General features: G+C 45.4%; 20 protein-coding genes, 1 tRNA gene and 1 pseudogene. 16 read left to right on the top strand and 6 right to left on the bottom strand.

The window, feature by feature from the left end; all coding sequences use genetic code 11:
- Positions 1 to 8 precede the first annotated feature (8 nt).
- From AC3D28_RS16630 to AC3D28_RS16655, 6 genes are all read left to right on the top strand, one after another.
- The gene (locus AC3D28_RS16630; RefSeq protein WP_488536738.1) at positions 9 to 1,652 is read left to right on the top strand and encodes a TolC family protein; all 1,644 of its coding nucleotides are present in this window, start codon (positions 9 to 11) and stop codon (positions 1,650 to 1,652) included.
- Positions 1,652 to 1,855 (top strand): DUF1656 domain-containing protein, encoded by a 204-nt coding sequence (locus tag AC3D28_RS16635; protein WP_098414280.1) that lies wholly within the window; start codon positions 1,652 to 1,654, stop codon positions 1,853 to 1,855. The genes AC3D28_RS16630 and AC3D28_RS16635 overlap by 1 nt, the downstream gene beginning before the upstream one ends.
- Before the next feature lie 12 nt (positions 1,856 to 1,867).
- Positions 1,868 to 2,755, top strand: coding sequence for an efflux RND transporter periplasmic adaptor subunit (locus AC3D28_RS16640; protein ID WP_488536739.1), 888 nt, complete (start codon positions 1,868 to 1,870; stop codon positions 2,753 to 2,755).
- 19 nt (positions 2,756 to 2,774) lie between these two features.
- The gene (locus AC3D28_RS16645; RefSeq protein ID WP_179885594.1) at positions 2,775 to 3,461 is read left to right on the top strand and encodes a potassium channel family protein; all 687 of its coding nucleotides are present in this window, start codon (positions 2,775 to 2,777) and stop codon (positions 3,459 to 3,461) included.
- Positions 3,454 to 4,602, top strand: a complete 1,149-nt coding sequence (locus tag AC3D28_RS16650; protein ID WP_488536740.1) for an AI-2E family transporter — start codon at positions 3,454 to 3,456, stop codon at positions 4,600 to 4,602. The genes AC3D28_RS16645 and AC3D28_RS16650 overlap by 8 nt, the downstream gene beginning before the upstream one ends.
- Before the next feature lie 216 nt (positions 4,603 to 4,818).
- Complete coding sequence (locus AC3D28_RS16655) at positions 4,819 to 5,475, top strand: DUF2057 domain-containing protein (protein ID WP_488536741.1); 657 nt, start codon at positions 4,819 to 4,821, stop codon at positions 5,473 to 5,475.
- 73 nt (positions 5,476 to 5,548) lie between these two features.
- Here the strand turns inward: AC3D28_RS16655 and AC3D28_RS16660 are convergent, their stop codons facing one another.
- Positions 5,549 to 6,313, bottom strand: coding sequence for a ferredoxin--NADP reductase (locus AC3D28_RS16660; RefSeq protein WP_488536742.1), 765 nt, complete (start codon positions 6,311 to 6,313; stop codon positions 5,549 to 5,551).
- 204 nt (positions 6,314 to 6,517) lie between these two features.
- Here AC3D28_RS16660 and AC3D28_RS16665 point away from each other — a divergent pair, with 204 nt between their 5' ends.
- The 5 genes and pseudogenes from AC3D28_RS16665 (at position 6,518) to AC3D28_RS16685 (ending at position 9,638) form a co-directional block, all read left to right on the top strand.
- The gene (locus AC3D28_RS16665; RefSeq protein ID WP_488536743.1) at positions 6,518 to 6,970 is read left to right on the top strand and encodes an acyl-CoA thioesterase; all 453 of its coding nucleotides are present in this window, start codon (positions 6,518 to 6,520) and stop codon (positions 6,968 to 6,970) included.
- A gap of 241 nt (positions 6,971 to 7,211) precedes the next feature.
- On the top strand, positions 7,212 to 8,111 hold the full coding sequence (locus AC3D28_RS16670; RefSeq protein ID WP_488536744.1) for a GGDEF domain-containing protein: 900 nt from the start codon (positions 7,212 to 7,214) through the stop codon (positions 8,109 to 8,111).
- Between the two features lie 105 nt (positions 8,112 to 8,216).
- A pseudogene (locus AC3D28_RS16675) lies at positions 8,217 to 8,444 on the top strand (alkyl sulfatase C-terminal domain-containing protein); the annotation flags it as partial.
- A 445-nt stretch (positions 8,445 to 8,889) separates the two neighbouring features.
- Positions 8,890 to 8,973, top strand: a tRNA-Leu gene (locus AC3D28_RS16680).
- Positions 8,974 to 9,005: 32 nt separating this feature from the next.
- Positions 9,006 to 9,638: a DUF2913 family protein gene (locus AC3D28_RS16685; RefSeq protein ID WP_098414289.1), complete on the top strand. Its 633-nt coding sequence runs from the start codon at positions 9,006 to 9,008 to the stop codon at positions 9,636 to 9,638.
- Positions 9,639 to 9,666: 28 nt separating this feature from the next.
- Here the strand turns inward: AC3D28_RS16685 and AC3D28_RS16690 are convergent, their stop codons facing one another.
- Positions 9,667 to 10,911 (bottom strand): NADH:ubiquinone reductase (Na(+)-transporting) subunit B, encoded by a 1,245-nt coding sequence (locus tag AC3D28_RS16690; RefSeq protein ID WP_488536745.1) that lies wholly within the window; start codon positions 10,909 to 10,911, stop codon positions 9,667 to 9,669.
- Positions 10,912 to 11,075: 164 nt separating this feature from the next.
- Here AC3D28_RS16690 and AC3D28_RS16695 point away from each other — a divergent pair, with 164 nt between their 5' ends.
- The 4 genes from AC3D28_RS16695 (at position 11,076) to AC3D28_RS16710 (ending at position 14,157) form a co-directional block, all read left to right on the top strand.
- The gene (locus AC3D28_RS16695; protein WP_098414291.1) at positions 11,076 to 12,464 is read left to right on the top strand and encodes a cytochrome ubiquinol oxidase subunit I; all 1,389 of its coding nucleotides are present in this window, start codon (positions 11,076 to 11,078) and stop codon (positions 12,462 to 12,464) included.
- An 11-nt stretch (positions 12,465 to 12,475) separates the two neighbouring features.
- Positions 12,476 to 13,474 (top strand): cytochrome d ubiquinol oxidase subunit II, encoded by a 999-nt coding sequence (cydB, locus tag AC3D28_RS16700; protein WP_488536746.1) that lies wholly within the window; start codon positions 12,476 to 12,478, stop codon positions 13,472 to 13,474.
- 14 nt (positions 13,475 to 13,488) lie between these two features.
- Positions 13,489 to 13,572, top strand: a complete 84-nt coding sequence (locus tag AC3D28_RS16705) for a hypothetical protein (protein WP_373560824.1) — start codon at positions 13,489 to 13,491, stop codon at positions 13,570 to 13,572.
- Between the two features lie 177 nt (positions 13,573 to 13,749).
- On the top strand, positions 13,750 to 14,157 hold the full coding sequence (locus AC3D28_RS16710; RefSeq protein ID WP_488536747.1) for a cystatin: 408 nt from the start codon (positions 13,750 to 13,752) through the stop codon (positions 14,155 to 14,157).
- Between the two features lie 46 nt (positions 14,158 to 14,203).
- Here AC3D28_RS16710 and lhgO read toward each other — a convergent pair whose 3' ends face one another.
- The 3 genes from lhgO to AC3D28_RS16725 form a co-directional block, all read right to left on the bottom strand.
- On the bottom strand, positions 14,204 to 15,424 hold the full coding sequence (gene lhgO, locus AC3D28_RS16715; protein ID WP_488536748.1) for an L-2-hydroxyglutarate oxidase: 1,221 nt from the start codon (positions 15,422 to 15,424) through the stop codon (positions 14,204 to 14,206).
- Positions 15,425 to 15,432: 8 nt separating this feature from the next.
- Complete coding sequence (locus AC3D28_RS16720) at positions 15,433 to 17,556, bottom strand: TRAP transporter permease (protein WP_488536749.1); 2,124 nt, start codon at positions 17,554 to 17,556, stop codon at positions 15,433 to 15,435.
- 88 nt (positions 17,557 to 17,644) lie between these two features.
- Positions 17,645 to 18,655: a TAXI family TRAP transporter solute-binding subunit gene (locus tag AC3D28_RS16725; protein ID WP_488536750.1), complete on the bottom strand. Its 1,011-nt coding sequence runs from the start codon at positions 18,653 to 18,655 to the stop codon at positions 17,645 to 17,647.
- Between the two features lie 633 nt (positions 18,656 to 19,288).
- Between AC3D28_RS16725 and AC3D28_RS16730 the strand changes: the two genes are divergently transcribed.
- On the top strand, positions 19,289 to 20,497 hold the full coding sequence (locus tag AC3D28_RS16730; protein WP_488536751.1) for a GGDEF domain-containing protein: 1,209 nt from the start codon (positions 19,289 to 19,291) through the stop codon (positions 20,495 to 20,497).
- A 17-nt stretch (positions 20,498 to 20,514) separates the two neighbouring features.
- Here the strand turns inward: AC3D28_RS16730 and AC3D28_RS16735 are convergent, their stop codons facing one another.
- Positions 20,515 to 21,864 (bottom strand): sigma-54-dependent transcriptional regulator, encoded by a 1,350-nt coding sequence (locus AC3D28_RS16735; RefSeq protein ID WP_488536752.1) that lies wholly within the window; start codon positions 21,862 to 21,864, stop codon positions 20,515 to 20,517.
- Between the last annotated feature and the right edge of the window lie 157 nt (positions 21,865 to 22,021).

Consider the following 22,021-nt stretch of genomic DNA (forward strand, 5'->3'; position numbering starts at 1 on the left):
CTGAGGATATGATGCTTCCAAAACTAACGAAACCAAGCCTTGTCATATTTTCTCTGCTCGGGCTCACTGCGTGTACCACTGTGGGGCCAGATTATGCCCATCCACAGCCAGCGCCATTGCCAAGTGATTGGTCGGTGCAAAAATCAGCCAAAAACACACAACAATCCGAGCAACAATTACAACAGTGGTGGCAACAATTTAACGACGCGACGCTGAATCAATTGGTTGAGTTGGCGAGCAAGCAAAATCTGGATTTAGAAGCCGCTGGGCTGCGTATTGTCCAAGCGCGTTCATTGCTTGGCATTTCGACGGGCTTGCAATACCCGCAGGTTCAAACCGTGTCAGGAAATCTAGCGCGTGCCTACGTAAATGATCAAGGCGTGAACAACGCCGCTTTATCGTTTGATGCCGCGTGGGAAATGGATGTTTGGGGCAAGTACGCTCGTGGTATTGAGTCGGCAGAAGCGGGTTATTACGCATCCATCGCGTCGTATCACGACATCATGGTCACCATCACCGCTGAAGTGGCGCGTAACTACATCAACTATCGCACGTTCCAAGAGCGCATTTTGCTGTCTCGTCGCAACATCGAAATTCAAGCGCGTGTCGTCCGCATTACACAGGTGCAGTTTGATTCCGGTAACGTGACGGAACTGGACGTCCAACAAGCGAAAAACCAGCTCTACACCACCAAAGCGGCATTACCGAGTCTTGAAATCGCGATGAAACAATCACGTACCGCGTTGGCGTTGTTACTAGGTGTATTACCGGAAGAAGTAGACGAGCAGCTGCAATCAGATGGAATGCACAAGCAAATTGCCGAGTACGAAGCACAGTTCAAATCGACAGGTAGAAAATCGGCGCTATCGGGCAGCGACGAGCGCTCTATTGTGCCGCGCCCACCACCGCTAAATGCCCAAGTGGATGCGAACTTAGTCATGCGCCGCCCGGATTTACAAGTCTCTGAAATGCAAGCTCGCGCGCAGAGTGCACAGATTGGCGTCGCAGAAACCGCGCTATACCCAAGCTTTTCATTGTTCGGTTCCATCGGTATCGACAGTACGGTTCCCGACGGCAACAGTTTCAGTTTTAGCAATTCACTCACCATGGTGGTTGGTCCAACATTCAGTTGGAATATTTTCCAATACGGACGCGTGAAAAATAACATTCGTTTCGAAGATGCTCGCTTTCAAGAAACGCTGACCAACTACAACAAAAAAGTGCTTCAAGCCGTTAATGAAGTCACTAATGCCATTGAAGCGTATGACCTGTATTTACAGCAAAAAGATTTACGTTTGCAATCAGTCAACGCTTCCATTCGTGCGTTCAACATCTCCATGACGCAATACGAAAACGGCCAAATCTCTTTCGAACGTCTGCTGAATTCCGTCGAGAAAATGACCCGCGCAGAAGACAGCTACGCAACGATCAAAGGGAACGTCGCGAACCAAGTTGTCGCACTCTACAAAGCCCTCAGTGGTGGCTGGCAAACCCAAACCGGTAAGCCATTCCTTAATGAAACCATCGCACAGCAAATGACAGAGCGTACTGATTGGGATGGTTATTTACATGAAGAAAACCGCGTATTGCCGCTTTTACGTCTCGAAACACCGGCCGAGACCAGTGATAAGAAAAAAATGGAGGATCGCTAATGCCTCATGAACTCTCTTGGGGAGACATTTACTTTTCTCCGATGCTATTGGTGCTTTTTCTCGCCGTCACGGCAACGTGGATAACAGTAATGATATTAAACAAGACCCGTTTGTCTCGCTTCATCGCTTTCCCGTCTCTGACGTTTATTGCCATCATGGTCGGTTATGTGGTGGCCATTGACAGCTTTTATATTCAATTTTAGGTGCCAAACAAGATGAAGAAACTATTCGTAATCGCACTCAATCTTGTCATTCTTGGTGGCGCAGCTTGGCTCGGCTATCAAAAGTTTGAAGAGTATTTTAATAACCCATGGACACGTGATGGCCAAGTGCGCGCCAACGTTATCAAAGTGGCGCCTCGTGTATCAGGCCCAATTGTGAATGTCGCGGTGCAAGACAACCAAGCAGTGAAAACGGGCGATTTACTGTTTGAAATCGACCCAGCCACTTACCAAATTGCTTTGTCTCAAGCCGAAGTGGCACTAGAACGCGCCATTGTTAGCTCTCGCGGTAAAAAAATCGAATACGACCGCCTTAAAGACATTCGCGCCAAAGACCGCGGAGCGGTTTCTCACAAGGATCTGATTCGTCGTGAAATCGCTTACGAAGAATCACTGCTGCAAATCAAATCCGCAAAAGAGCAATTGAAGTCAGCGCGTCTCAATCTCAGCTTCACCAACGTCTACGCAGCCGTCGATGGTTTTGTCTCTAACCTTGACATTCGAAACGGTACACAAGCGGTGGCGAACCAACCGCTACTCGCGCTGATCGACAAAAACAGTTTCTGGGTATTTGGTTTCTTCCGTGAAAACCAATTAGCGCACATTGAATCAGGTAGCCAAGCACGTGTGACGCTGATGTCTCACCCCGACACACCAATTAACGCAACGGTGGACTCTATCGGTTGGGGAATTGCGCCTAAAGACGGCACGGTTGGCTACAACCTTCTTCCCAACGTGAATCCTGTATTTCAATGGATTCGCTTAGCGCAGCGCATTCCAGTGCGAATTGCCATCCAAGCGCTTCCTGAAGGTGTCGAGCTTCGATTCGGGCTTTCTGCCTCCATCATGGTAATGAAAGATTCATCCGAAAAAAATGAATGACAACGAAGTGAGAAACAGCATGCGCATTGGTAAAAAACTCAAAAATATTAATCAAGAAAACAACTTCTTCTATCTCACTTTGTCGTTGGTCATTTTGTTGCTAGGGAGCGCCATGACACAAGTGGTTGGCGAAGGAACAATAGAACATCTCTTGCAAGCCTTTACGGTTCTTACCTTCATTGTCTGCTTTGTCAGCCTTCGATTAGATAAAGCCTGGTCTCATTTTCTCTACACCCTTTTCGTCATATGGGTGTTAGTTATTGGGATTAAGACCATGTTCAACATCAAAGAGATGAATGTGGTAATGCTTGCGCTCACTTTTGCCTTCTTCTTTGGCACCTTTAAATCCATTACAAGACAAATCCTCTTCACTGGCCACGTCAATAGCAACAAAGTGATTGGCTCGGTCGCGCTTTTCTTACTGCTAGGTTTGATGTGGGCGATTGCCTATCTCATTCTTCTAGAGTTCTCACCAAACTCCTTCACAGGAATGGAAGCCATCTCTTGGGGACAGAATTTCTCCAATGCCGCATATTTTAGTTTCGTCACCTTAACTACGCTTGGTTATGGTGATATCAGCCCACTCACGCCTCTGGCTCAGGTTGTGGTGTATTTAGAAGCCATTACAGGTGTGTTTTATATGGCGATTGTTGTTTCAAGTCTCGTCAGTTCCAACATTGAACATCAGGTAAACAAAAATGGATAAACAATCGGAAAGAAATGAAAGTAAACTTTTCATTAGTAACATGCTGGAATCAGCTATACGTATTGGCTTGATCTTTGTGTTGCTGATGTTTACATACGACATCATCAAGCCTTTCATCCTGCCAGTGATTTGGGGGGCAATTATAGCGGTCGCTTTAATGCCATTAACCCAAAAGCTACAACGTGTTTATGGTGGTCGTAGGGGATTGGCAGCCACGACGATTGCTTTACTTGGTATTGCACTCTTAGTCACACCATTGGTTATGGTGTCTGGCTCTATTGTGGATGGCGCAACACATGCTCTGAATGTACTGCAAAATGGCGAGGTGAACATCCCTGCTCCAAAACCTTCGGTTGCGGACTGGCCCGTCATCGGTGATAAACTCTATGAGGCTTGGATGCTCTTTGCGACGAACCTTGAACAAGCAATCGACACCTTTATGCCGCAGATAAAAACCGCATTAACCTCGTTGCTAGAAACACTTGGCGGTGTATTGGGTAGCTTGTTGCTTTCGATTTTGTCGCTTGCGATTGCCGCAGGTTTTATGACGTACTCTGAATCAGCAGCGTCGGGTCTTAGAACCATCGCTATTCGTATCGCGGGTGACAATGCCAAAAGCTGGACCACGCTCATTGCGGCAACGATTAAAAGCGTACTGCTTGGCGTGGTTGGGGTTGCGGCGATTCAAGCACTATTGATCGGTGCTGGTTTCTTCGTATTTGGCGTGCCTGCAGCTGGTTTGCTCACTCTGATTCTGATGATCTTGTGTATCGCTCAGCTACCGGCGCTGCTTGCCGTACTACCAGTGATTGGCTTCATGTACATGACTCAAGACACAAGCACGGCAACTATGTTTACCGTCTGGGTCGTGGTGGCAGCACTTTCAGAGAACCTGTTCAAACCAATGTTCATGGGGCGTGGGGTAGACGTGCCGATGCCTGTTATCCTGCTTGGTGCTATTGGTGGTATGCTGTTCTATGGCATTGTGGGTTTATTTCTGGGGGCGGTGATCCTTGCGATTTGGTATGAGTTGTTCGTTTGGTGGTTGAGCATCGAGAAAGCGCAACAGAGAGAAGAAATGGCAGTACAACAAGACGCTTCTAACGACCAATCGGAGCCTGGACACGGCGCAGGCATATAATAAATCAATAAGTTAGAAAGAAATCAAGCTCATAAGTTATGATGTCAACCCGCTTTATTGCAGCGGTTTGATTCTATTTGGATCACAGTTTCGCCGTAATAAATACGATAAAAATGACGTTCTTGTTAAATTTTCATACTTCTTACCCTTGAGAGTTGCAATCGGGCAGTTAACGATGCACTCTCAATGACCACTAATTTGCTTAGGATAAAAACAATGAAATTGATCAAGCCTTTAACTTGTGCGCTTGCTCTCGCAATGAGTGGCATGGCATTCGCAGATGTAACCGTGAGTGTTCCTGACGACGTTTCAGTATTAGCCGCTAATGGTGAAAAAGCCGAGCTTTCTGGTGGGTTCTTCGCCTCAGAAAGAATACTCACCTTACCAGATGGCGTTAACCAAATCGTATTTCGCTTTACGCCGTACTTTAACCAAGGTAATGACCGCCTAAGTGTCGAAAGTGATGCTATTGTCACAAGATTTGACGCTGCCAATGCAGAATTAACCCTACAGCTTCCTAAATACCGCAACCTTCGCGATGCGGAAGAAAAGATCAAACAATTAGATTGGACACTGGTTGATGCCTCAGGTCAAACCATCGCTGTTAAGCAAGACAAACTCATTAAGCCCGGCATGCAAATCGGGCGCGACTACATTCGTGAAGTCGAAGACTACAATAAAACGGGTGGCGTTGCTGCAATCGCGGTTGCTGGTGCTGTAGTCGCTCAACCAGTAACACTTCCAGCAAACAGTCCTGAAGAGATGAAGCACACTCAAACTGATTCAACGGCAGAAGAGATGTTGCACTTCTGGTATCAAAAAGCGGATGCCGATACCAAAGCTCGCTTTAAAACGTACGTTAACCAACAATAATGATTATTGACTGCCTCGATATTTAAAGCCACGTTATGTGGCTTTTTTGATCGCATCATACCCAATTTAAACGCTACCAATAGCGCTCATAAATGATATTGCCCCCCGTTTTAGGGCGATACTTCTCCAAACCAAGATCTTGTAAGACCGGTAAGGTATCTTTGATCATTTGTGGATTCCCACACATCATGACAAAACTCCGTTGAGCAGAGAATGGGGCATCAGCCGTATTGGACAGGACACCAGACTCGATCAATTCAGGAATCCGCCCTCGCAACTTACCATCTACCATTTCCCTACTGACTATTGGGATGTACTTCAGCCTCCCCTCGTATCGTTGTTGCAATTGTTCAATGAGGTATTTGTAGACCAAGTCTTTTTCATATCGAACCGCATGGACCAGCACAATCCGCTCGTTATGAGGAAGTAGATTTATGTCGTCAAGCAATGAGAGAAACGGTCCAATCCCGGTACCAGTGGATAATAACCAAAGATCATGAGTTTGCTTAGGTATTGAGTCATGAATTAAGTCCCCGTGTGCAGTTTCCCCTATATAGATGCTGTCACCGGAGTTAAGGTTTTGTAGTCTCGGAGAAAGTTGCCCTTGCAGATCGGATACGATCAGGAATTCCAGCCAATCAAATTGTTCACTAGGCGCATTCACGACCGAATAAGCGCGACTGATCGGCTTGCCTTCACTATTGAGTAAAGCAAGCTTTGTAAATTGGCCCGCTTTAAAGGAAAGTGGCGCCTCAGATACTCTCAGGCTGAACAGTTCTCCTGTCCAATCGATTCGTTTATCAACTTTCGCAAGATTGAAGCCTTTCACCTCTGTCATCAGGCACCTCCTTTGGCAGCTCTGAGTTAAACTTACGCTTTCAAATTGATTATGTAAAGTTTTTAGTTTACATACAAACTCACCATTCCATTTCACACTTTAAAAACAACTTTATTACATACCAAGTAATTACATTTAGAATAAATACCCAAAATGACAAGCCACTCCGCATTTGTGGCTAAGTGAATGAAAAGGAAAACAAGTATGGACACATTGTTAAAAGACTTTCCCGTCATAACGGAAATTAAAGTCGCTTGGGGCGAGATGGATGCACTACAACACGTCAACAACGTCGTCTACTTCCGCTACTTCGAGACGGCGCGTTTAGATTATTTCAATAACACCGACCTTCTGGTCGATCTACAAACGACACAAATTGGGCCTGTTCTTAGCGAAACTCAATGCCGTTACAAACTTCCGGTTACCTACCCAGACACGTTGCTGGTTGGTTCTCGTGTCGTCGATATGCAAGAAGACCGAATTACCATGGAGTACCAAGCATTAAGTAAAAAGTGGGGCAAAATTGTTACCGTTGCGACGGCAACGGGCGTTATGTTCGATTTTAAAAACAATAAGAAGACAGCCATTCCTGAGCACGTACGCCAATCTATTCTTGAGCTGGAAAGTACCGTAGGCAGTACACACCATTTGGAGTAGCCTAATAGAGCCAAAAAAAAGACCACAGTGAGTTACACTCTCAATTACCATTCTCGAAGTAACTACCAAACCATCACCGATTCTAAGTACTATTATTAAAGCAATGAATTGTTTACGCGCCTCACCCCCATCAGAAGGGACTCGACACGAGTAAATATTCTCAAATGTGATAAAATAACCAAAAAGCATAGACAATAATTATTATATAAGTGAAGCATTTTTCTGCATTCTGGAGGCCGCAATGCATCTTGAACTAGGGGGATTGGGGGTTAATCTAGATGATCTAATACAGTCTCTTGATCATCTGGAAACTTACGTATTTATTAAAGATAGAAATTCGAGATATCTTTACGCCAACCACTTAGCTTTGCAGTTAATGGGGATTAAGAAGGAAGATTTCGGTAATGTACAAGATTCTGACTTTTTCCCGACAGAAGCCGTTGAGCTTTTGACAAGCGTCGATGCCAGAGTGATTGAAGGCGAAACCACCAGAGAAGAGATTTTCATTAAAGATGCCGATGGCACGCAAAGAATTTATTTAGAGATGAAGTCCCCAATTTATAGCTCTGAAAAAACCAACGAAGTGGTAGCAATCCTAGGAATATCCACAGATATCACCAAACAAAAAGAACTTGAGAAAAGAGCGCATCGCCAAGCTCGTATGGACGAATTAACTGAGCTTTTAAATAGACGAGGACTGATTGAAAGCATACAGCATGACTTAAAGAAAAAGATCAACGAAAATTCTTTTTCATCTTTGCTTTTTATTGATTTAAACGATTTTAAGCAAATAAATGACGACCATGGCCATACAACGGGCGATCATATCTTACGTGAAGTGGGCAACCGCATAAAAAATAGTGTGCGCACCACTGATCTCGTCTCTAGGTATGGTGGCGATGAATTTGTCGTGTTCTTGGGGAGTGTTGGTGACAATAAACAAGAGGCAGAGCACTACACTTCTGAAGTGATTACAAGAATTGAGAATGCATTAAACGATCAAGTATATACCGGAAGTAAAAAGATTCGTATCGGCACATCGATAGGTAAATATATCATCGATGGACCAGAGTTTTCTCTCGACTCCGCGATATCCAAAGCAGACAAAAACATGTATGACGAAAAAAAAGCATCAAAGTAAACTCAAAATGCACCAGCTATTTTTTCAACAAAATAATCAACACAATACAGTAAAGTTAATTAATACCTACTTCATAACGAGCATGACTACGAAGAGGTATCCAACGCCAATATGTCTAGTATTCAAGTAGAGGAAGTACCAAACGTTGATGTTAGTGTCATACTGGATAAGGTAGATCTCACCTCGATAGTATTAGGTGAAAACACATTAGAGCAGCTCGTCGAGCAAGGTAAAGTCACTTTAAAAGGTAATACTACGCTGCTCGATGATTTGAACGACTCTTTGGATAAGTTCGACGGCATGTTTGAGATATTACCAATGCCAACCAATTAACCTCGGTGATGCTCCTTAGAAAATCATTATAAGTTAGGGGCCAGAAACAACGGAGCTGGCCCTTTTACTTTTTAGTGATAAATGAAAAGCCGGAAAATATCATCAACACTCGCTTTGAAAGACAAAAACACACGTTATTTTAATTGCTACTTAAACAGGACGCACTGATGGGAAATAAAATATAAAGAAACATTCATGATATTCATGACCCAGAATTAAAGAGGGTCAAATTCATGGAGGTGTCGAACCTTATGCCAATATCAACACCAACAGAAAGGGTATTGAGACGATTATTGTTGATAAAAAAAACAAAACGACCAATAAATACGCAGTCGAATTCAAAAAACTAAAAATACGCAATTTTACGCTCGCCAACAGATGGATTTTGGTTATACAATCTGTGGTGCTTCTTTTTGAGGCCTCTGTGAATACAGAGCATCATGATGCCGAGATGGTGAAATTGGTAGACACGCTAGCATGAGGTGCTAGTGCCTTTGGTGTGAGGGTTCGAGTCCCTCTCTCGGCACCATTATCCTTCTTCTCAAATTTTATTCGAGTGTAATGCAAAGTTCTAAGCAGGCAAGACAATCTACAGATGCTAACCAACTTCTGAGTGAGCTTGCAGTTCACGCTTTATTGCACCTGCATTTTAAAATTCACTCGTCACCACGCACGATCCCCTTAAAAGAACGTAACGATCTACTACAAAAGTGGCTTAAGCCTAAGCTGAAAAGTAATCGCTATAAACTGATAAAAAAACCATTAAAGTCGTTGACTCAACAGGCAAAAGGCGAGAATGGTAACCTTGAAGCCTTACTTGAACGCTGTGTTGATGCCGATAAACCAAGTAATCCTCAACCTGATTTAGATAGCTACCTGCTGTTGCTCAACGAAATCGAGAAAAAACTGGGTACAACGGTATTATTATCACGACCAGAAGATGTCGACTTATCGCACGATCAACTCGGCTGCTTACTATGCGTACTCTCCGAAAACTTAAATCAACATTTCGACGATAATAACGCCCTAACCACCCCGATTTCGATGCTTTTCCGTGGCCCAATGAGCCAACGAGCTTTATTCCTTGGCAGCATTTACGCCAGCGGCACGTTCAATTACGACGTGCAGTACCAAGATGAACAATTCGTACGAATCACACTGAATTTAGTATCAACAAATAATTCGGTACATTAAAGTTCATCGGCTTAACCTTAACGCTCATTTAAGCCGATCTGGTACGTTTCATTCGGCGTTTAATATTGCTCTCTTTCACCAAGTAGTCGAACAGAGGCGCAAACAAATTAGCGAACAAAATGGCCAGCATAATGCCCTCTGGGTAGGCCGGATTTAAAACCCGAATAAAAATCGTCATCACACCGATTAAAATACCGTAAGCCCATTTCCCACCATTAGTGAATGCGGCAGAGACCGGGTCGGTCGCCATAAAGAAAGTACCAAACGCAACGCCACCAATAACAAAGTGCCAATAGAAAGGCATCGAGAACATAGGGTTGGACTCCGACCCAATCGCGTTAAGTAACAGTGAAGCGACTGCTAAACCAGTCAATACTCCCGCCACGATCCGCCACGACGCTATTTTCATGAAAATAAGAACTAAGCCCGTTAGCACAATAAACAATGTCGATACCTCCCCCATTGACCCGGGTAAATAACCAACAAATGCATCCAGCCACGAAATGGACTGGCCTGTCATGTTATTCATCAGCGCACTTTGGCCACCTTCATACCATTGACTGAGTGGTGTTGCCCCAGAATAACCATCCGCTGCAACCCAAACGGCCCCACCAGACATATTGGCCGGATAAGCAAAATACAAAAAGGCACGCCCAGCCAGTGCTGGATTTAAAAAGTTACGTCCCGTACCACCAAAAATTTCTTTCGCCACAACAATGCCAAAAGTAATACCCAGTGCGGCTTGCCATAAGGGGATAGTAGGAGGAAGGATTAAAGAAAAAAGAATGGAACTAACGAAAAAGCCTTCATTAACTTCGTGCTTACGCACAATCGCAAACAACACTTCCCAAAAACCACCAACAATGAACACCGTCGCGTACACGGGCAGAAAATACGTCGCACCGAGCAACATTTTACTCGCCCAGCTCGCTTGTGAAACCGCCTCTAACGACCCCCACACCCAATTAAGCTGCCACGAAGCAGCCAACGCTTGTTGTGCTGCCGCTTGATCCAAGCCATATAAGAGTGCATCACTGGATTGCTGACCTATATTGTACATCCCCCAAAACATCGCGGGGAAAACCGCCAACCACACCATGATCATGATGCGTTTTAAATCAATGCTATCTCGCACGTGGGTCCTACCCTGATTCACTTTTCCGGGCGTATAAAAAATGGTTTCGACAGCTTCGAAAAGTGGGTAGAGCTTGTGGTACTTCCCACCAGGTTCAAATTTGGGTGTCGCTTTCTCAAAGTAGTGTTTAAGGCTCATGGTAACCCCTCCTTTATTTAAGAGTTGTTACGCACTCACGCAAAAAGCGATCGTTTTTTTAATCCATTTGTTGCCATCCTCCGTACTGAATAATGTTCGTCGATCTTGTGCCAAATAGTTATCCCTCGGCGAACAGACGATTCGACCTCAACAAGGGAATACCCATGGATACACTAGCTATCGATTTAGCACGATTCCAATTTGCCTTCACCGTTTCTTTCCACATCATTTTTCCAGCTTTCACGATAGGCCTTGCGAGCTACCTCGCAGTACTAGAAGGTTTGTATCTCAAAACTGGCAACAAGCACTACATGCAAATCTACAAATACTGGCTCAAAATTTTCGCCATCAGTTTCGGTATGGGTGTCGTCAGTGGCATCGTGTTGAGCTACCAGTTCGGGACGAATTGGAGCGTATTTGCAGATAAGACTGGCCCTATCCTTGGCCCTCTTATGGGCTATGAAGTCTTTACTGCCTTCTTCCTCGAAGCGGGATTCTTAGGTGTCATGTTGTTTGGCATGGATAAAGTGGGTAAGAAGCTCCACTTCGCGGCAACTTGTATTGTTGCATTTGGGACGTTTCTTTCCGCCTTTTGGATACTGTCGGTCAACAGTTGGATGCAAACACCAGCCGGATACAGTATCAACGAGGTTGGGCAATTTATTCCTGAAGATTGGTGGGCTATCGTCTTCAACCCGTCTTTCCCTTATCGCCTCGTTCATATGCTTTTGGCGGCTTACCTCACAACAGCCTTTGTCGTCGCCGGCGTAGCCGCATACCACTTGCTCAAAGCTAAGCATAATCCTTTAGCACGCATTATGTTCTCAATGGCGATGTGGATGGCTGCAATCGTCACGCCAATTCAAATATTCGCGGGGGATATGCACGGGCTGAATACGCTGGAGCATCAACCAGCTAAAGTTGCCGCAATGGAGGGACACTATGAATCACATCAAGGTGCGCCATTGATTCTATTTGGGATTCCCAATGACGAAGAAAAACGCATGGAATATGCGTTAGAAATTCCGAAACTCGGCAGTTTGATTTTGACCCATGATTTAAACGGCGAAGTTAAAGGTTTAGATGCGTTCCCAGAAGAACAACACCCACCCGTCTCCATCGTCTTCTGGTCATTTCGTGTCATGGTCGCACTTGGATTTTTCATGTTAGCGATTGGTTTATGGAGCCTGTGGCTAAGGAAACGCCGCAAACTTTATGAATCTCGAGCGTTGCATCGTATCTGTGTGCTGTTTGCGCCCGCTGGATTTATCGCGGTTTTAGCGGGTTGGATTACAACAGAAGTCGGCCGTCAACCCTATACCGTGTACGGGCTCTTAACCACCGCCAATTCAGCGTCACCTATTGACGCCGCCGCGGTGAGTGTCTCTTTGACGGCGTTCATCGTCGTTTACTTTGTGGTTTTCGGGGCTGGCTTTTTCTATCTACTGCGTTTAATGCGTAAATCACCGACTCGCTATGAGGAAGGGTTAAATAGCCGACTTCCTGATGGTAGCGACACCGATGTCATTACTCATTCTAATCATCTTACCTAGGAGAGAGACTCATGGATTATGCATTAATTTGGTACGCCTTAATTGGGCTCGCGGTCCTCATTTATGTGGTGTTAGATGGGTTTGACCTCGGCATTGGCGTTCTTTTCCTTAACGCTAACGACGATAACGAACGCGACATGATGATGAACAGCATCGCTCCTGTGTGGGATGGCAACGAAACTTGGTTGGTACTTGGCGGTGGCGGGCTTTTTGCCGTATTTCCTCTCGCCTATGCAGTCATTATGCCAGCACTGTACGCCCCACTGATTCTGATGCTGCTTGGATTAATTTTACGAGGCGTCTCTTTTGAATACCGCTTCAGAACCCAACGCGGCAAGTTTCTTTGGGACAGTGCTTTCTTCATTGGTTCACTGACCGCAGCGCTAATGCAAGGCATTATGCTTGGGACACTGCTGCAAGGTATTGAAGTCAGTGGCAGATCTTATGCAGGAGGATGGTTCGATTGGCTGACACCATTTAGTCTGTTCTGTGGTATCGCCCTCGTATGTGCTTATATCTTACTCGGCTCATGCTGGTTGCTAATCAAACTGCCTGAAGAGCTGATGGGACGCTATTACGTTATCGCCAGACGTTGGGGGCTTGCGATGGTCGCCTGTATATTCATCGCCAGCCTTTGGTTACCGCTCAGCCATGAGATCATCTTTGAGCGCTGGTTCTCATTGCCAAACTCGTTGCTTTTTTTGATCATCCCCGTTACCGCCGCGATTATCATTTGGCAACTGTTTAAATCCTTACTCGATCATAAAGCCGTTCGAGCTTATATATTGGGCATTGGTTTATTTCTTGTTTCAGCCATGGGATTTGGTGTGAGTACTTTTCCTTATTTGGTTCCGTTCGCCCTCACTTATCAGGAAGTTGCAGCGCCAGATAAAAGCTTAACTTTCTTGCTGGCAGGTACTGTGGTTTTACTGCCACTGATTATTGCCTACACGGCTTATTCTTACTGGGTTTTCCGCGGCAAAATGAAACAAGGAGAGGGGTATCACTGATGAAGTTAAAACCGATGTTATGGTTCATTGCTATTTGGTTCGCAAGCGTGATGGCCTTGTTTGTCATTAGTGCTCTAATACGAAGTGCCATCATGTAAACCAAACAGCCCTGCTCATCCCGACATAACGGCGGGATGACAATGTGAAGGCGAGATCGTTATAACGCAAAAATCGTTAATAAAGTGTACAAATCAGTGACAGCGTTCTAATACATGCATGTTGGAGGCTTTAGGGTCTATACTCAATCAAGAATAATAAAGCAATGGAGTGGTTTTATGACTTTAAAGCGGTCTTGGGCAATCATGATTTCTCTGGCAAGTCTCACGTTGGCACACAACGCATTCGCCGTGAGTAACCAAATGTCATCTGCCATGAAAAATAAGATGCAATCAATTTGTTATCCAACCAAAGAACTCTCTGGCGGCTGGCAGATGGCTAAAGCAACTCCCGCTGCTGAACGCTCTCTCAGCATGGTGCTTTATCAAATGAATGCGACCGATAAATTAAAAGCCATCAATGAGGTCAGAACTCAAATGGCCGCTGGTACCCATTATGCGTTTGAGTTCGAGCTACAAGACGGTCAAGTATGGAACGCGATGGTCTTTCACAGCGCCAGAGGCGATTACATGATTGAAAGACATGCCAAAAAAGGGGCGCTCTGCCCGAAAGAGACCGAAGAATAATACGAAAAACTGCCTAAAAAGGCGATTGACTGATCGCCTTGCGGATTTATACCGTCCCAACCTTCTCATTCACCTTATCGCAAATGTACTCCCCAATTGGCATGGCCGATGTCGCCGCTGGGGATGGTGCATTGCACACGTGTAGGCTTCTTGCGCTTTCTGCGAATAAGAAGTCATGAACCAAGGTCCCGTCTGATAGCACCGCTTGTGCGCGAACCCCCGCAGGATACGGCTTTAAATCTTCTACTTGGATAGTGGGGCAATATTTATTGACCAACTTGAGGTAGCTTGGCTTCCACCACGAATTTTTAAACTCTTCCAACCCCGTTTTTAAATGCTTCTGTGTCACCTTCCAAAACCCTGGAAAAGTGAGCATTTGAACTGTATCTTGCCAGTTAAAATTGACTTTGCCGTAACCCTCTCGCTTCCAACCTTGTACAGCGTTTGGCCCAGCGGTTACTGAGCCATCAATCATGCGTGTTAAGTGAACGCCTAAGAAAGGTAAGTCCGGATTAGGGATGGGATAAATAAGGTGATTCACCACCTGATCATGCTTGCTGTCTAAGCGGTAGTATTCACCACGATATGGAATGATTTGAAAATCGGTTGGAATACCCATCATCTTAGTCATACGGTCAGCCATCAGACCGCTACAAGTGATCAAAAACTTTGCGCTGATCTGAAGAGTGTGGCCGTCAGAAAGGCAAGTCAGTTCGACTTCTTTCTGTTTTTCTTCCACCGCGATAACCTTGGTTCTCAGGCTGATTTGTCCGCCGAGCTTTTGAAACTCTGTCGCCATTTGTTCGGTCACTAAACGGTAATCAACAATACTGGTGGATTTAACATATATTGCGCCTAACCCCGTAATATTTGGCTCGGCCAACTTCAACTGAGCCTCATCAAACAGTTCTACGTCAATTCCATTGACATGACAGCGTTCATAGAGCGCTTTCATGCGCTCGACTTCTTGCTTATTGGTGGCGACCAGTAACTTGCCACAGTTCTCAACCGGGATATTGTGCTCGGCACAAAACGAGACGGTTCGCTCAACGCCGCGCTTACAAAAGTTGGCTTTTAGGCTGCCCGGCGCGTAATAAACCCCCGCGTGAATTACTCCACTGTTGTGTCCTGTCTGGTGCTGAGCAAAGCCAGATTCTTTCTCCACCAATAAAATAGAACGGTTTGGGTGACGCTGCTGCAACTGCCAAGCAGTGGAAACCCCCACGATACCGCCGCCAACAATAATGTAGTCATAGACTGATTTCATACGACCTCTTATAACACCGATGATTGAGACTGTTGCCATTTGAATGTGCGATCACTGTGAACAAAGATTGCGATAAACACTGCGCAGCTTACCACACGCAGTAATATTGGAATGTCGTGCCACACCAATAATGCCCCTATCGCCAAAAGCACCAGTCGCAGCAGAATGTTCAGCGGCCCTTCTAGGTAGCCTTCAATCGCACCAATGAGCGAGTAAGTACCGATGATGGCGAAAAAGCCAACGGTCAGCACCGAGGTTACATCCCAACTGACCAAGCCAGAGTAGGCAATAAGTAGTGGAACAAGGTACAAACCTTTCGCTATTTTCCATGCCATTAAACCGGTGCGCATTGGTGGTGTTTTGGCGATAGTCGCCGCAGCAAAGGCGGTCAAACACACTGGTGGGGTTACGTTGCTGTCTTGCGATAACCAGAAGATAATGAGGTGCGCAGCCAACAATGCCAAACCTACTGCTTCAATACCTAAGCTTTGCTCTAATAAGGTCTCCATAAAATCAGCAGGCACGAGCGCTAGCATTTCTTTCGCGGTTTCTAATCCCATTGGTGCATTAAGCAGCTCAAGTTTATCTGGCGCAGCAAGCATAAAAATAGCTTTGGCTTGCTCTGGCAGTTGTCCCGAGACCATCAGTTCTAACAGTTGGCTTTCGGCGATCAGCTGGTAAAGCGCAGGAGCCGATAACGTACCCAGCACGATATAAGCCGCCGTCACTGGCAGCCCCATCCCCAACACTAAAGAAGCAAGTGCAATCAGGACGATCATAATAAATAGGTCTCCGCTCGCCCAGCCATCAATCATCAAGGAGAACGTATTGCCGATGCCCGTTGTGCTGATCACGTTGATCACCAAGCCAATCCCCACCAAAAGCACGGCGGTGGTCGCCATGTTTTTCGCCCCTTGAGACAACGCTTCGATGACCGCTTTAGGTCCCATTTTGTGGTCTTTGGAAAACCAAGAGGCCACCACAACAGAAATGATTGAAAGGCCCGCGGCATAAGTGGGTGTAAAACCTTGTACTAACAAAGTCACCAGCACTGCCAAAGGAATCAGGTTGTGCCAACCGCTAACCAGTACTTTAAGCAGCGACTGATCACTGGTGGTAATTTTTTGTACGCCACTGCGTTTTGCTTCGATGCGTACAAAAAAGCCAACCGATAGGAAATAAATCAACGCAGGGACAAATGACACCGCAATGATGTCGACATACGGGATTTGGGTGTAAGACGCCATAATGAAAGCCCCCGCGCCCATCACGGGTGGCATGAGCTGTCCACCTGTCGACGCCGCCGCCTCTACCCCTGCAGCAAAGCGCGAAGGAAAGCCGGCTTTCTGCATAAGCGGAATACTGATCACCCCCGTAGAGACCGTATTGGCTACGCTTGACCCCGACACTGAGCCCATCAACCCCGATCCAATCACAGCGATAAAACCGGGACCGCCAATGACTTTTCCTGCCGCCGCACGCGCAACATTAATGATGTAATCCCCTACGCCGGAGCGCACTAAAAACGCCCCAAACAGAATGAACATGAACACGAATGTCCAACTGATGCGGGAGATAGAGCCGAACATGCCTTCCGATGAGTAGAAGCTGCGGTAGAGCAAGGTTTCCATGCTCAACCCCGGAAAGTGGAAAATGCCCGTTGCCCACTTACCCCACAGTACAACGTAACTCAAACACACCACGATCAGCACCGGAATAAACCAGCCCATGGTGCGTCGAATCAATTCAATAACAATCAAAATTGCCATGATGGCGAAGACCCAATCGCTGGTGACGAACTTAACTCCACGTTCATATAACGCGTCTTCGGCATAAGGAATATAGAGTAAACACGCAACCGCGCCCATGGCAATCAAGACGTCGATGCCAAGCGCAATCTTGCTCTGCTTGAGAGAGAGATGAGCCGGATACCAGAGTGCACAAATCACCGCAAACCCCGCAAAGTGGGTCGCGGAAATCCATAACTCCGGTAACGTCGATAAGGTATTAAACCAAATGTGCAAAGCAGACAGTACTACGCCAAACACCGTGATTGTGGTGGTTACCCACGGAAAATCAGTGCGCGTAGGCAGCTCAAACTTCTGCAATTCCTTTTCTATTGAGTCGCTCATCTCATACTCCAAGCTCTGGCGGCTTTTTCCATCTTAGAAATCGGTGGGGATAAAATGCCCCAAGCCGAAACTCGGGGCGAAGTTGGCGTTATTTCGCCATTAGGTCAGATGGGATTTCGATGCCCATTTCTTTGTAGTAACGCGCCGCACCTGGGTGAAGAGGCACTGGCAAGCCAGCAATCGCTTTCTCAATTGCCATTGCTTTGGTGGCTTTGTGGATACCTTGCAGGAATGGCAGGTTCTCGTAGATCGCTTTAGTTAGCTGGTAAACGTCTTCTTCTGAGATGTCTTCACGAACCGCCAAGAAGTTTGGCTGTGCAATGGTTGTAACAGCTTTATCCAAACCTGGATAGGTGTTCGCAGGGATCTCGTACTTGGTCCATAGGCTGTAGTTGCCGTTGGCTTCTTTGATTTGTTCATCGCTAAACGAAAGGATCGAGATATCGTTACCCAATGCGGCAAAAGCTTGGGTTACCGCACCAACTGGCACACCTGCTGGGGTGTTCATGCCATCGATGGTGCCGTTTTGAAGTGCGCTCGCACTACCACCGTAGCCCATGAATGCAAGGTTGAACTTATCTGGGTCTACCTTCAGACCTTTCATAATCTGGCGGCCAGAGTTCTCGGTCCCAGAGTTCTTTTTACCAATCGAGAATTTTTTACCGTCTAGGCTGTTTAGGTCACTGACTGTGCCTGTTTTCGCGAGGTCAGTACGAACAATGAAGTGCTCAACGTTTTGCCACAGCATAGAGACCGAACGCAGTTGATCTTGGCGACCACTCTTGGCATAAGGACCTTCACCAGACCATGCCCAAGCGCCGTAAAGACCTTGCAGAATGGCGAATTGTGCTTCGTTCTCGTTTAAAAGCTTTACGTTTTCACCAGAGCCCGCAGAGCTGATTGCGGAAAGTGAGAAGTGGTGCTTTGGTGCCAGTTTCACTTTACTCAAGGTTGCAAGTGCAACACCGACTGGGTAGTAAGTACCGCCTGTCGATGCGGTTGAAAGAATGTAACTACGCTCTTCTGCCACAGCGTTCGCAGCAATACCAAAAGACGTCACAGCGACAGCTAACGCTTTAACCAACTTATTCATTTTCATTATTACTCTCCGTGTATAGTCGTTTCACGATCAAGGTTTACATTGCGTCAAACATTTATTAACAACAAATCATCAATAGCAATTCGAGTGCCAAATCATAAGCCATTGTATTTAATAATCTAATTTTGGATGACACATAGAAACAAGCCAAATCCTGCTTATTTGATAAGAAGATACTAAGCAAAAACTTGCTTATTTAATGTATGAGTATTTTCGACTTCAGAGAGCAAAAGGTTAATAGAATGTGATCAAACTAAAATAAATACTCAATCTGCAATGAGCAATTTTTTGCCGATGTTTATTCAGAATCAAAACGGACAAGTGGAAATCGCGGTACTGTAAGATATCAAAAATGACGCCAAGTCAGATGGTGAGTAGCGAGCGCTGTGACTGATATGAACTACGACTTGATGCCCATCAAGTGGACAATCTAATCGGGTGAACGAGCAACCGCTTACCATCAAACAGCAATTATCAAGAAAATTAATGATATGTAACGCTGTAGTGGGTATCATGTTAATATTTGGTGCGTTTAACATAAGACGCTAATCGATAAGTAAACTATTATATAGAATGCATATTGATGGCAGAAAAAGAAGTGTTTGAGTAAGTAAAGGTTAATGTGGGGCTAATATGGATAACCAGTTTTTAGATATAAGAACGCTCAACTTTATCGTTATTTTGTTCTCTTGTATCTATTCTATTAGTCTACTTTGCTACCAATATACGCAGGAAAAAATCGAAGGCTTAAAAACCTTTTCCATCTCACTGCTATTAATTGGTTTGGGACCATTTCTACTCGGGTTTAGAGGAGTAGCTCCAGACTGGCTGACTATCGTTATAGCCAACACCATCATATTGTTCGGCTTCTTGCTTACACTTTACGGCGTAAGTATTTTCCGTCACTTCCCTTTAAAATTAGCTCACTCTGTTGCTTTTTTAACACCAATTTTATGTGGTTTGTTTTACTATTTCACCTTTCATGATCCTTCAATTACAAGCCGCATTATTTACATTAGCGTTTATCTTTGCATCGTCACCTTGTGCAGTGGGATTGCGATGCTAAAAGGGGACAAACAAGATCTAAAGTTACCAGTCAAAGCCATGGCTTACTCATTCTTTTTTTTCGGTATTTTTATGGGCTTCAGAGCGATTTGGAGTACTTTCTCGGCGGAAGAACCAAGCTTTATGACTGCAGGTCTAATCCATCAACTGACTTTCTTATTTAGCATCTGTCTTATTGTGACCTTAAGCTTTAGCATGCTATGGCTGATCAATGGGCGCTTGGTGCAGTCGATTAACGACCTATCGCATTTAGACGCGCTCACAGGACTGCATAACCGTCGAGCAATGGAAAAAATCGTCCCAAAACTTGTTCATCAGGCGCACAAACAGAAGCAAGCGATAAGCATCATTATGACCGATGTCGACCAATTTAAAGTGATTAATGATCGCTATGGGCATACGGTTGGAGATTCGGTGATGGCAACGATCGCCAATATCTTCAAACAACACCTTCCAGAATCGGCGTGTACGTTACGATTTGGGGGGGATGAGTTCATGATTATTGTGCTTGAAAAAGCACAGCGAGCCAAAATTCTTGCCGAGCAGATTCGCCTCGCGGTCGAAAGTGAAGCCTCGCTGCAATCATTCGAAGATAAGATAACCATGAGTTTTGGTGTCAGTGAGTTGTCTGAAAGCAAAGCCCTGCAAGCCGTACTTGCTGAAGCTGATGAAGCCCTATACTGCTCTAAATATACGGGCAGAAATCAAGTCACCTTATTTGGTACAGACGAATCGGTAAGCTATAAGTTTGTACCTGTGTCATCAAAAAGTGCCTAGCTGCACTCAACGCCGCTTTAAGTATAATCAGACCGATTTAAACCAAACTTTTGCATCTTTTGATTTAAGGTTCGACGAGGCAAATCAAGCTCTTGCATTACCTCACTGATCCGCCCATGGTGCCTCACCAATGAGCTATGCAAGATCTTACGCTCAAAGTTGTGCAATTGAATCACTAATGGGACGCCCGCCTGAGTCTCTTCCGTGGTAGTAGAAGGACGGCTAGAGAGGATTTCCATCACTGATACGGTGTCATCCAATGCAAAGCGCATCGCTACATTTCGCAGTTCACGCACGTTGCCCGGCCACGCATAGGACAAAATCGCATTTCTATCTGCTTCACTGGGCACTCGGCTCGCTGGGTTCGTTTGTTGTGCAAAATGATCAAAAAGAATTAATGCATCGTCTTCTCTTTCTCGCAGTGGTGGTAAGTAAATCTGTGCAACATTGAGGCGATAATACAAATCTTGGCGGAATGCTTCATGTTCATGCAGATCTTCTTTTGCCGCGGCGATCACTCGCAAATCAACCGTAATCTGTTGATTGCCCCCCACTCGCTCTACCGTATGCTCTTGAAGAGAACGCAGTACCTTAACTTGCATCGACAACGGCATGCTCTCTATCTCGTCAAAAAACAGGGTGCCTTTATCGGCGTATTCCAACTTACCAATGCGCCGCTTAATGGCGCCAGTAAACGCTCCGGCTTCATGACCAAATAATTCACTTTCAAATAGATTGTCAGGGATCGCGCCACAATTAATCGGCACAAAATGACGTGGTTTTCTCCGGCTTTCATTATGTAAACTGGTGGCCACCAGTTCTTTACCCACCCCCGTTTCGCCATAAATAATCACATTGGTATCCATTTTCGCAAGCTTAACCACTTGCTCTCGTAGCTGCTGCATGACTCGACTTTGGCCAATCAATACTCTCTCCAAACCACTCACACTGGCTAAATACTCTTGACGATGTAGGGTTGAAGTTTGAGCACGATAGCTCTCTACCGCATCCATCACCCGTTGAGATAATCGCTCCGGCTGAAAAGGTTTTTCAATAAAATCAAACGCGCCTTTTTGTAGCGCTCGGACCGCCATATCGACATCCCCATGGCCGGTGATAAGTATCACCGGTGTTTGAATATGGTTCGCTATCAAGCTTTCTAGTATTGAGATTCCGTCAGTGTCGGGCAAACGCACATCACTGATGATGGCATCAAACTCTTTGCGAAAAATGGCAGATTGACCCTCTTCTCCTGAACTAAAATCTGTCACGTCAAACCCCGCCAATTGCAGCCATTGGCTAACGGCTTGACGAACAATGTCATCATCTTCGATTAGCGCGATATGGGGGGTGTCATTAAAAGCCATGAATTTACTACCTGAACCGTGGTATGAGTGTTCACTAACGTTAGCAAAAACCATGCTAGAGAAAAGGAGCTAGATCTCACTTCTCACTTACAAATCTTTAACATCCAACCAGTTAAGCGCACTCTTCTCATATTCTCGATGAGTTACGCCCCCAAAA

It is taken from the genome of Vibrio sp. TAP-3B, assembly GCF_057784735.1.

Bases quoted from the DNA above. Each gene is read 5' to 3' on its own strand.
- AC3D28_RS16695 (WP_098414291.1), top strand. From the start codon at position 11,076: ATGGATACACTAGCTATCGATTTAGCACGATTCCAATTTGCCTTCACC.
- AC3D28_RS16710 (WP_488536747.1), top strand. From the start codon at position 13,750: ATGACTTTAAAGCGGTCTTGGGCAATCATGATTTCTCTGGCAAGTCTC.
- AC3D28_RS16730 (WP_488536751.1), top strand. From the start codon at position 19,289: ATGGATAACCAGTTTTTAGATATAAGAACGCTCAACTTTATCGTTATT.
- AC3D28_RS16650 (WP_488536740.1), top strand. From the start codon at position 3,454: ATGGATAAACAATCGGAAAGAAATGAAAGTAAACTTTTCATTAGTAAC.
- AC3D28_RS16685 (WP_098414289.1), top strand. From the start codon at position 9,006: ATGCAAAGTTCTAAGCAGGCAAGACAATCTACAGATGCTAACCAACTT.
- AC3D28_RS16705 (WP_373560824.1), top strand. From the start codon at position 13,489: ATGTTATGGTTCATTGCTATTTGGTTCGCAAGCGTGATGGCCTTGTTT.
- AC3D28_RS16660 (WP_488536742.1), bottom strand. From the start codon at position 6,313: ATGACAGAGGTGAAAGGCTTCAATCTTGCGAAAGTTGATAAACGAATC.
- AC3D28_RS16720 (WP_488536749.1), bottom strand. From the start codon at position 17,556: ATGAGCGACTCAATAGAAAAGGAATTGCAGAAGTTTGAGCTGCCTACG.
- AC3D28_RS16690 (WP_488536745.1), bottom strand. From the start codon at position 10,911: ATGAGCCTTAAACACTACTTTGAGAAAGCGACACCCAAATTTGAACCT.
- AC3D28_RS16640 (WP_488536739.1), top strand. From the start codon at position 1,868: ATGAAGAAACTATTCGTAATCGCACTCAATCTTGTCATTCTTGGTGGC.
- AC3D28_RS16670 (WP_488536744.1), top strand. From the start codon at position 7,212: ATGCATCTTGAACTAGGGGGATTGGGGGTTAATCTAGATGATCTAATA.
- AC3D28_RS16725 (WP_488536750.1), bottom strand. From the start codon at position 18,655: ATGAAAATGAATAAGTTGGTTAAAGCGTTAGCTGTCGCTGTGACGTCT.
- AC3D28_RS16735 (WP_488536752.1), bottom strand. From the start codon at position 21,864: ATGGCTTTTAATGACACCCCCCATATCGCGCTAATCGAAGATGATGAC.
- AC3D28_RS16655 (WP_488536741.1), top strand. From the start codon at position 4,819: ATGAAATTGATCAAGCCTTTAACTTGTGCGCTTGCTCTCGCAATGAGT.
- cydB (WP_488536746.1), top strand. From the start codon at position 12,476: ATGGATTATGCATTAATTTGGTACGCCTTAATTGGGCTCGCGGTCCTC.
- lhgO (WP_488536748.1), bottom strand. From the start codon at position 15,424: ATGAAATCAGTCTATGACTACATTATTGTTGGCGGCGGTATCGTGGGG.
- AC3D28_RS16645 (WP_179885594.1), top strand. From the start codon at position 2,775: ATGCGCATTGGTAAAAAACTCAAAAATATTAATCAAGAAAACAACTTC.
- AC3D28_RS16630 (WP_488536738.1), top strand. From the start codon at position 9: ATGATGCTTCCAAAACTAACGAAACCAAGCCTTGTCATATTTTCTCTG.
- AC3D28_RS16635 (WP_098414280.1), top strand. From the start codon at position 1,652: ATGCCTCATGAACTCTCTTGGGGAGACATTTACTTTTCTCCGATGCTA.
- AC3D28_RS16665 (WP_488536743.1), top strand. From the start codon at position 6,518: ATGGACACATTGTTAAAAGACTTTCCCGTCATAACGGAAATTAAAGTC.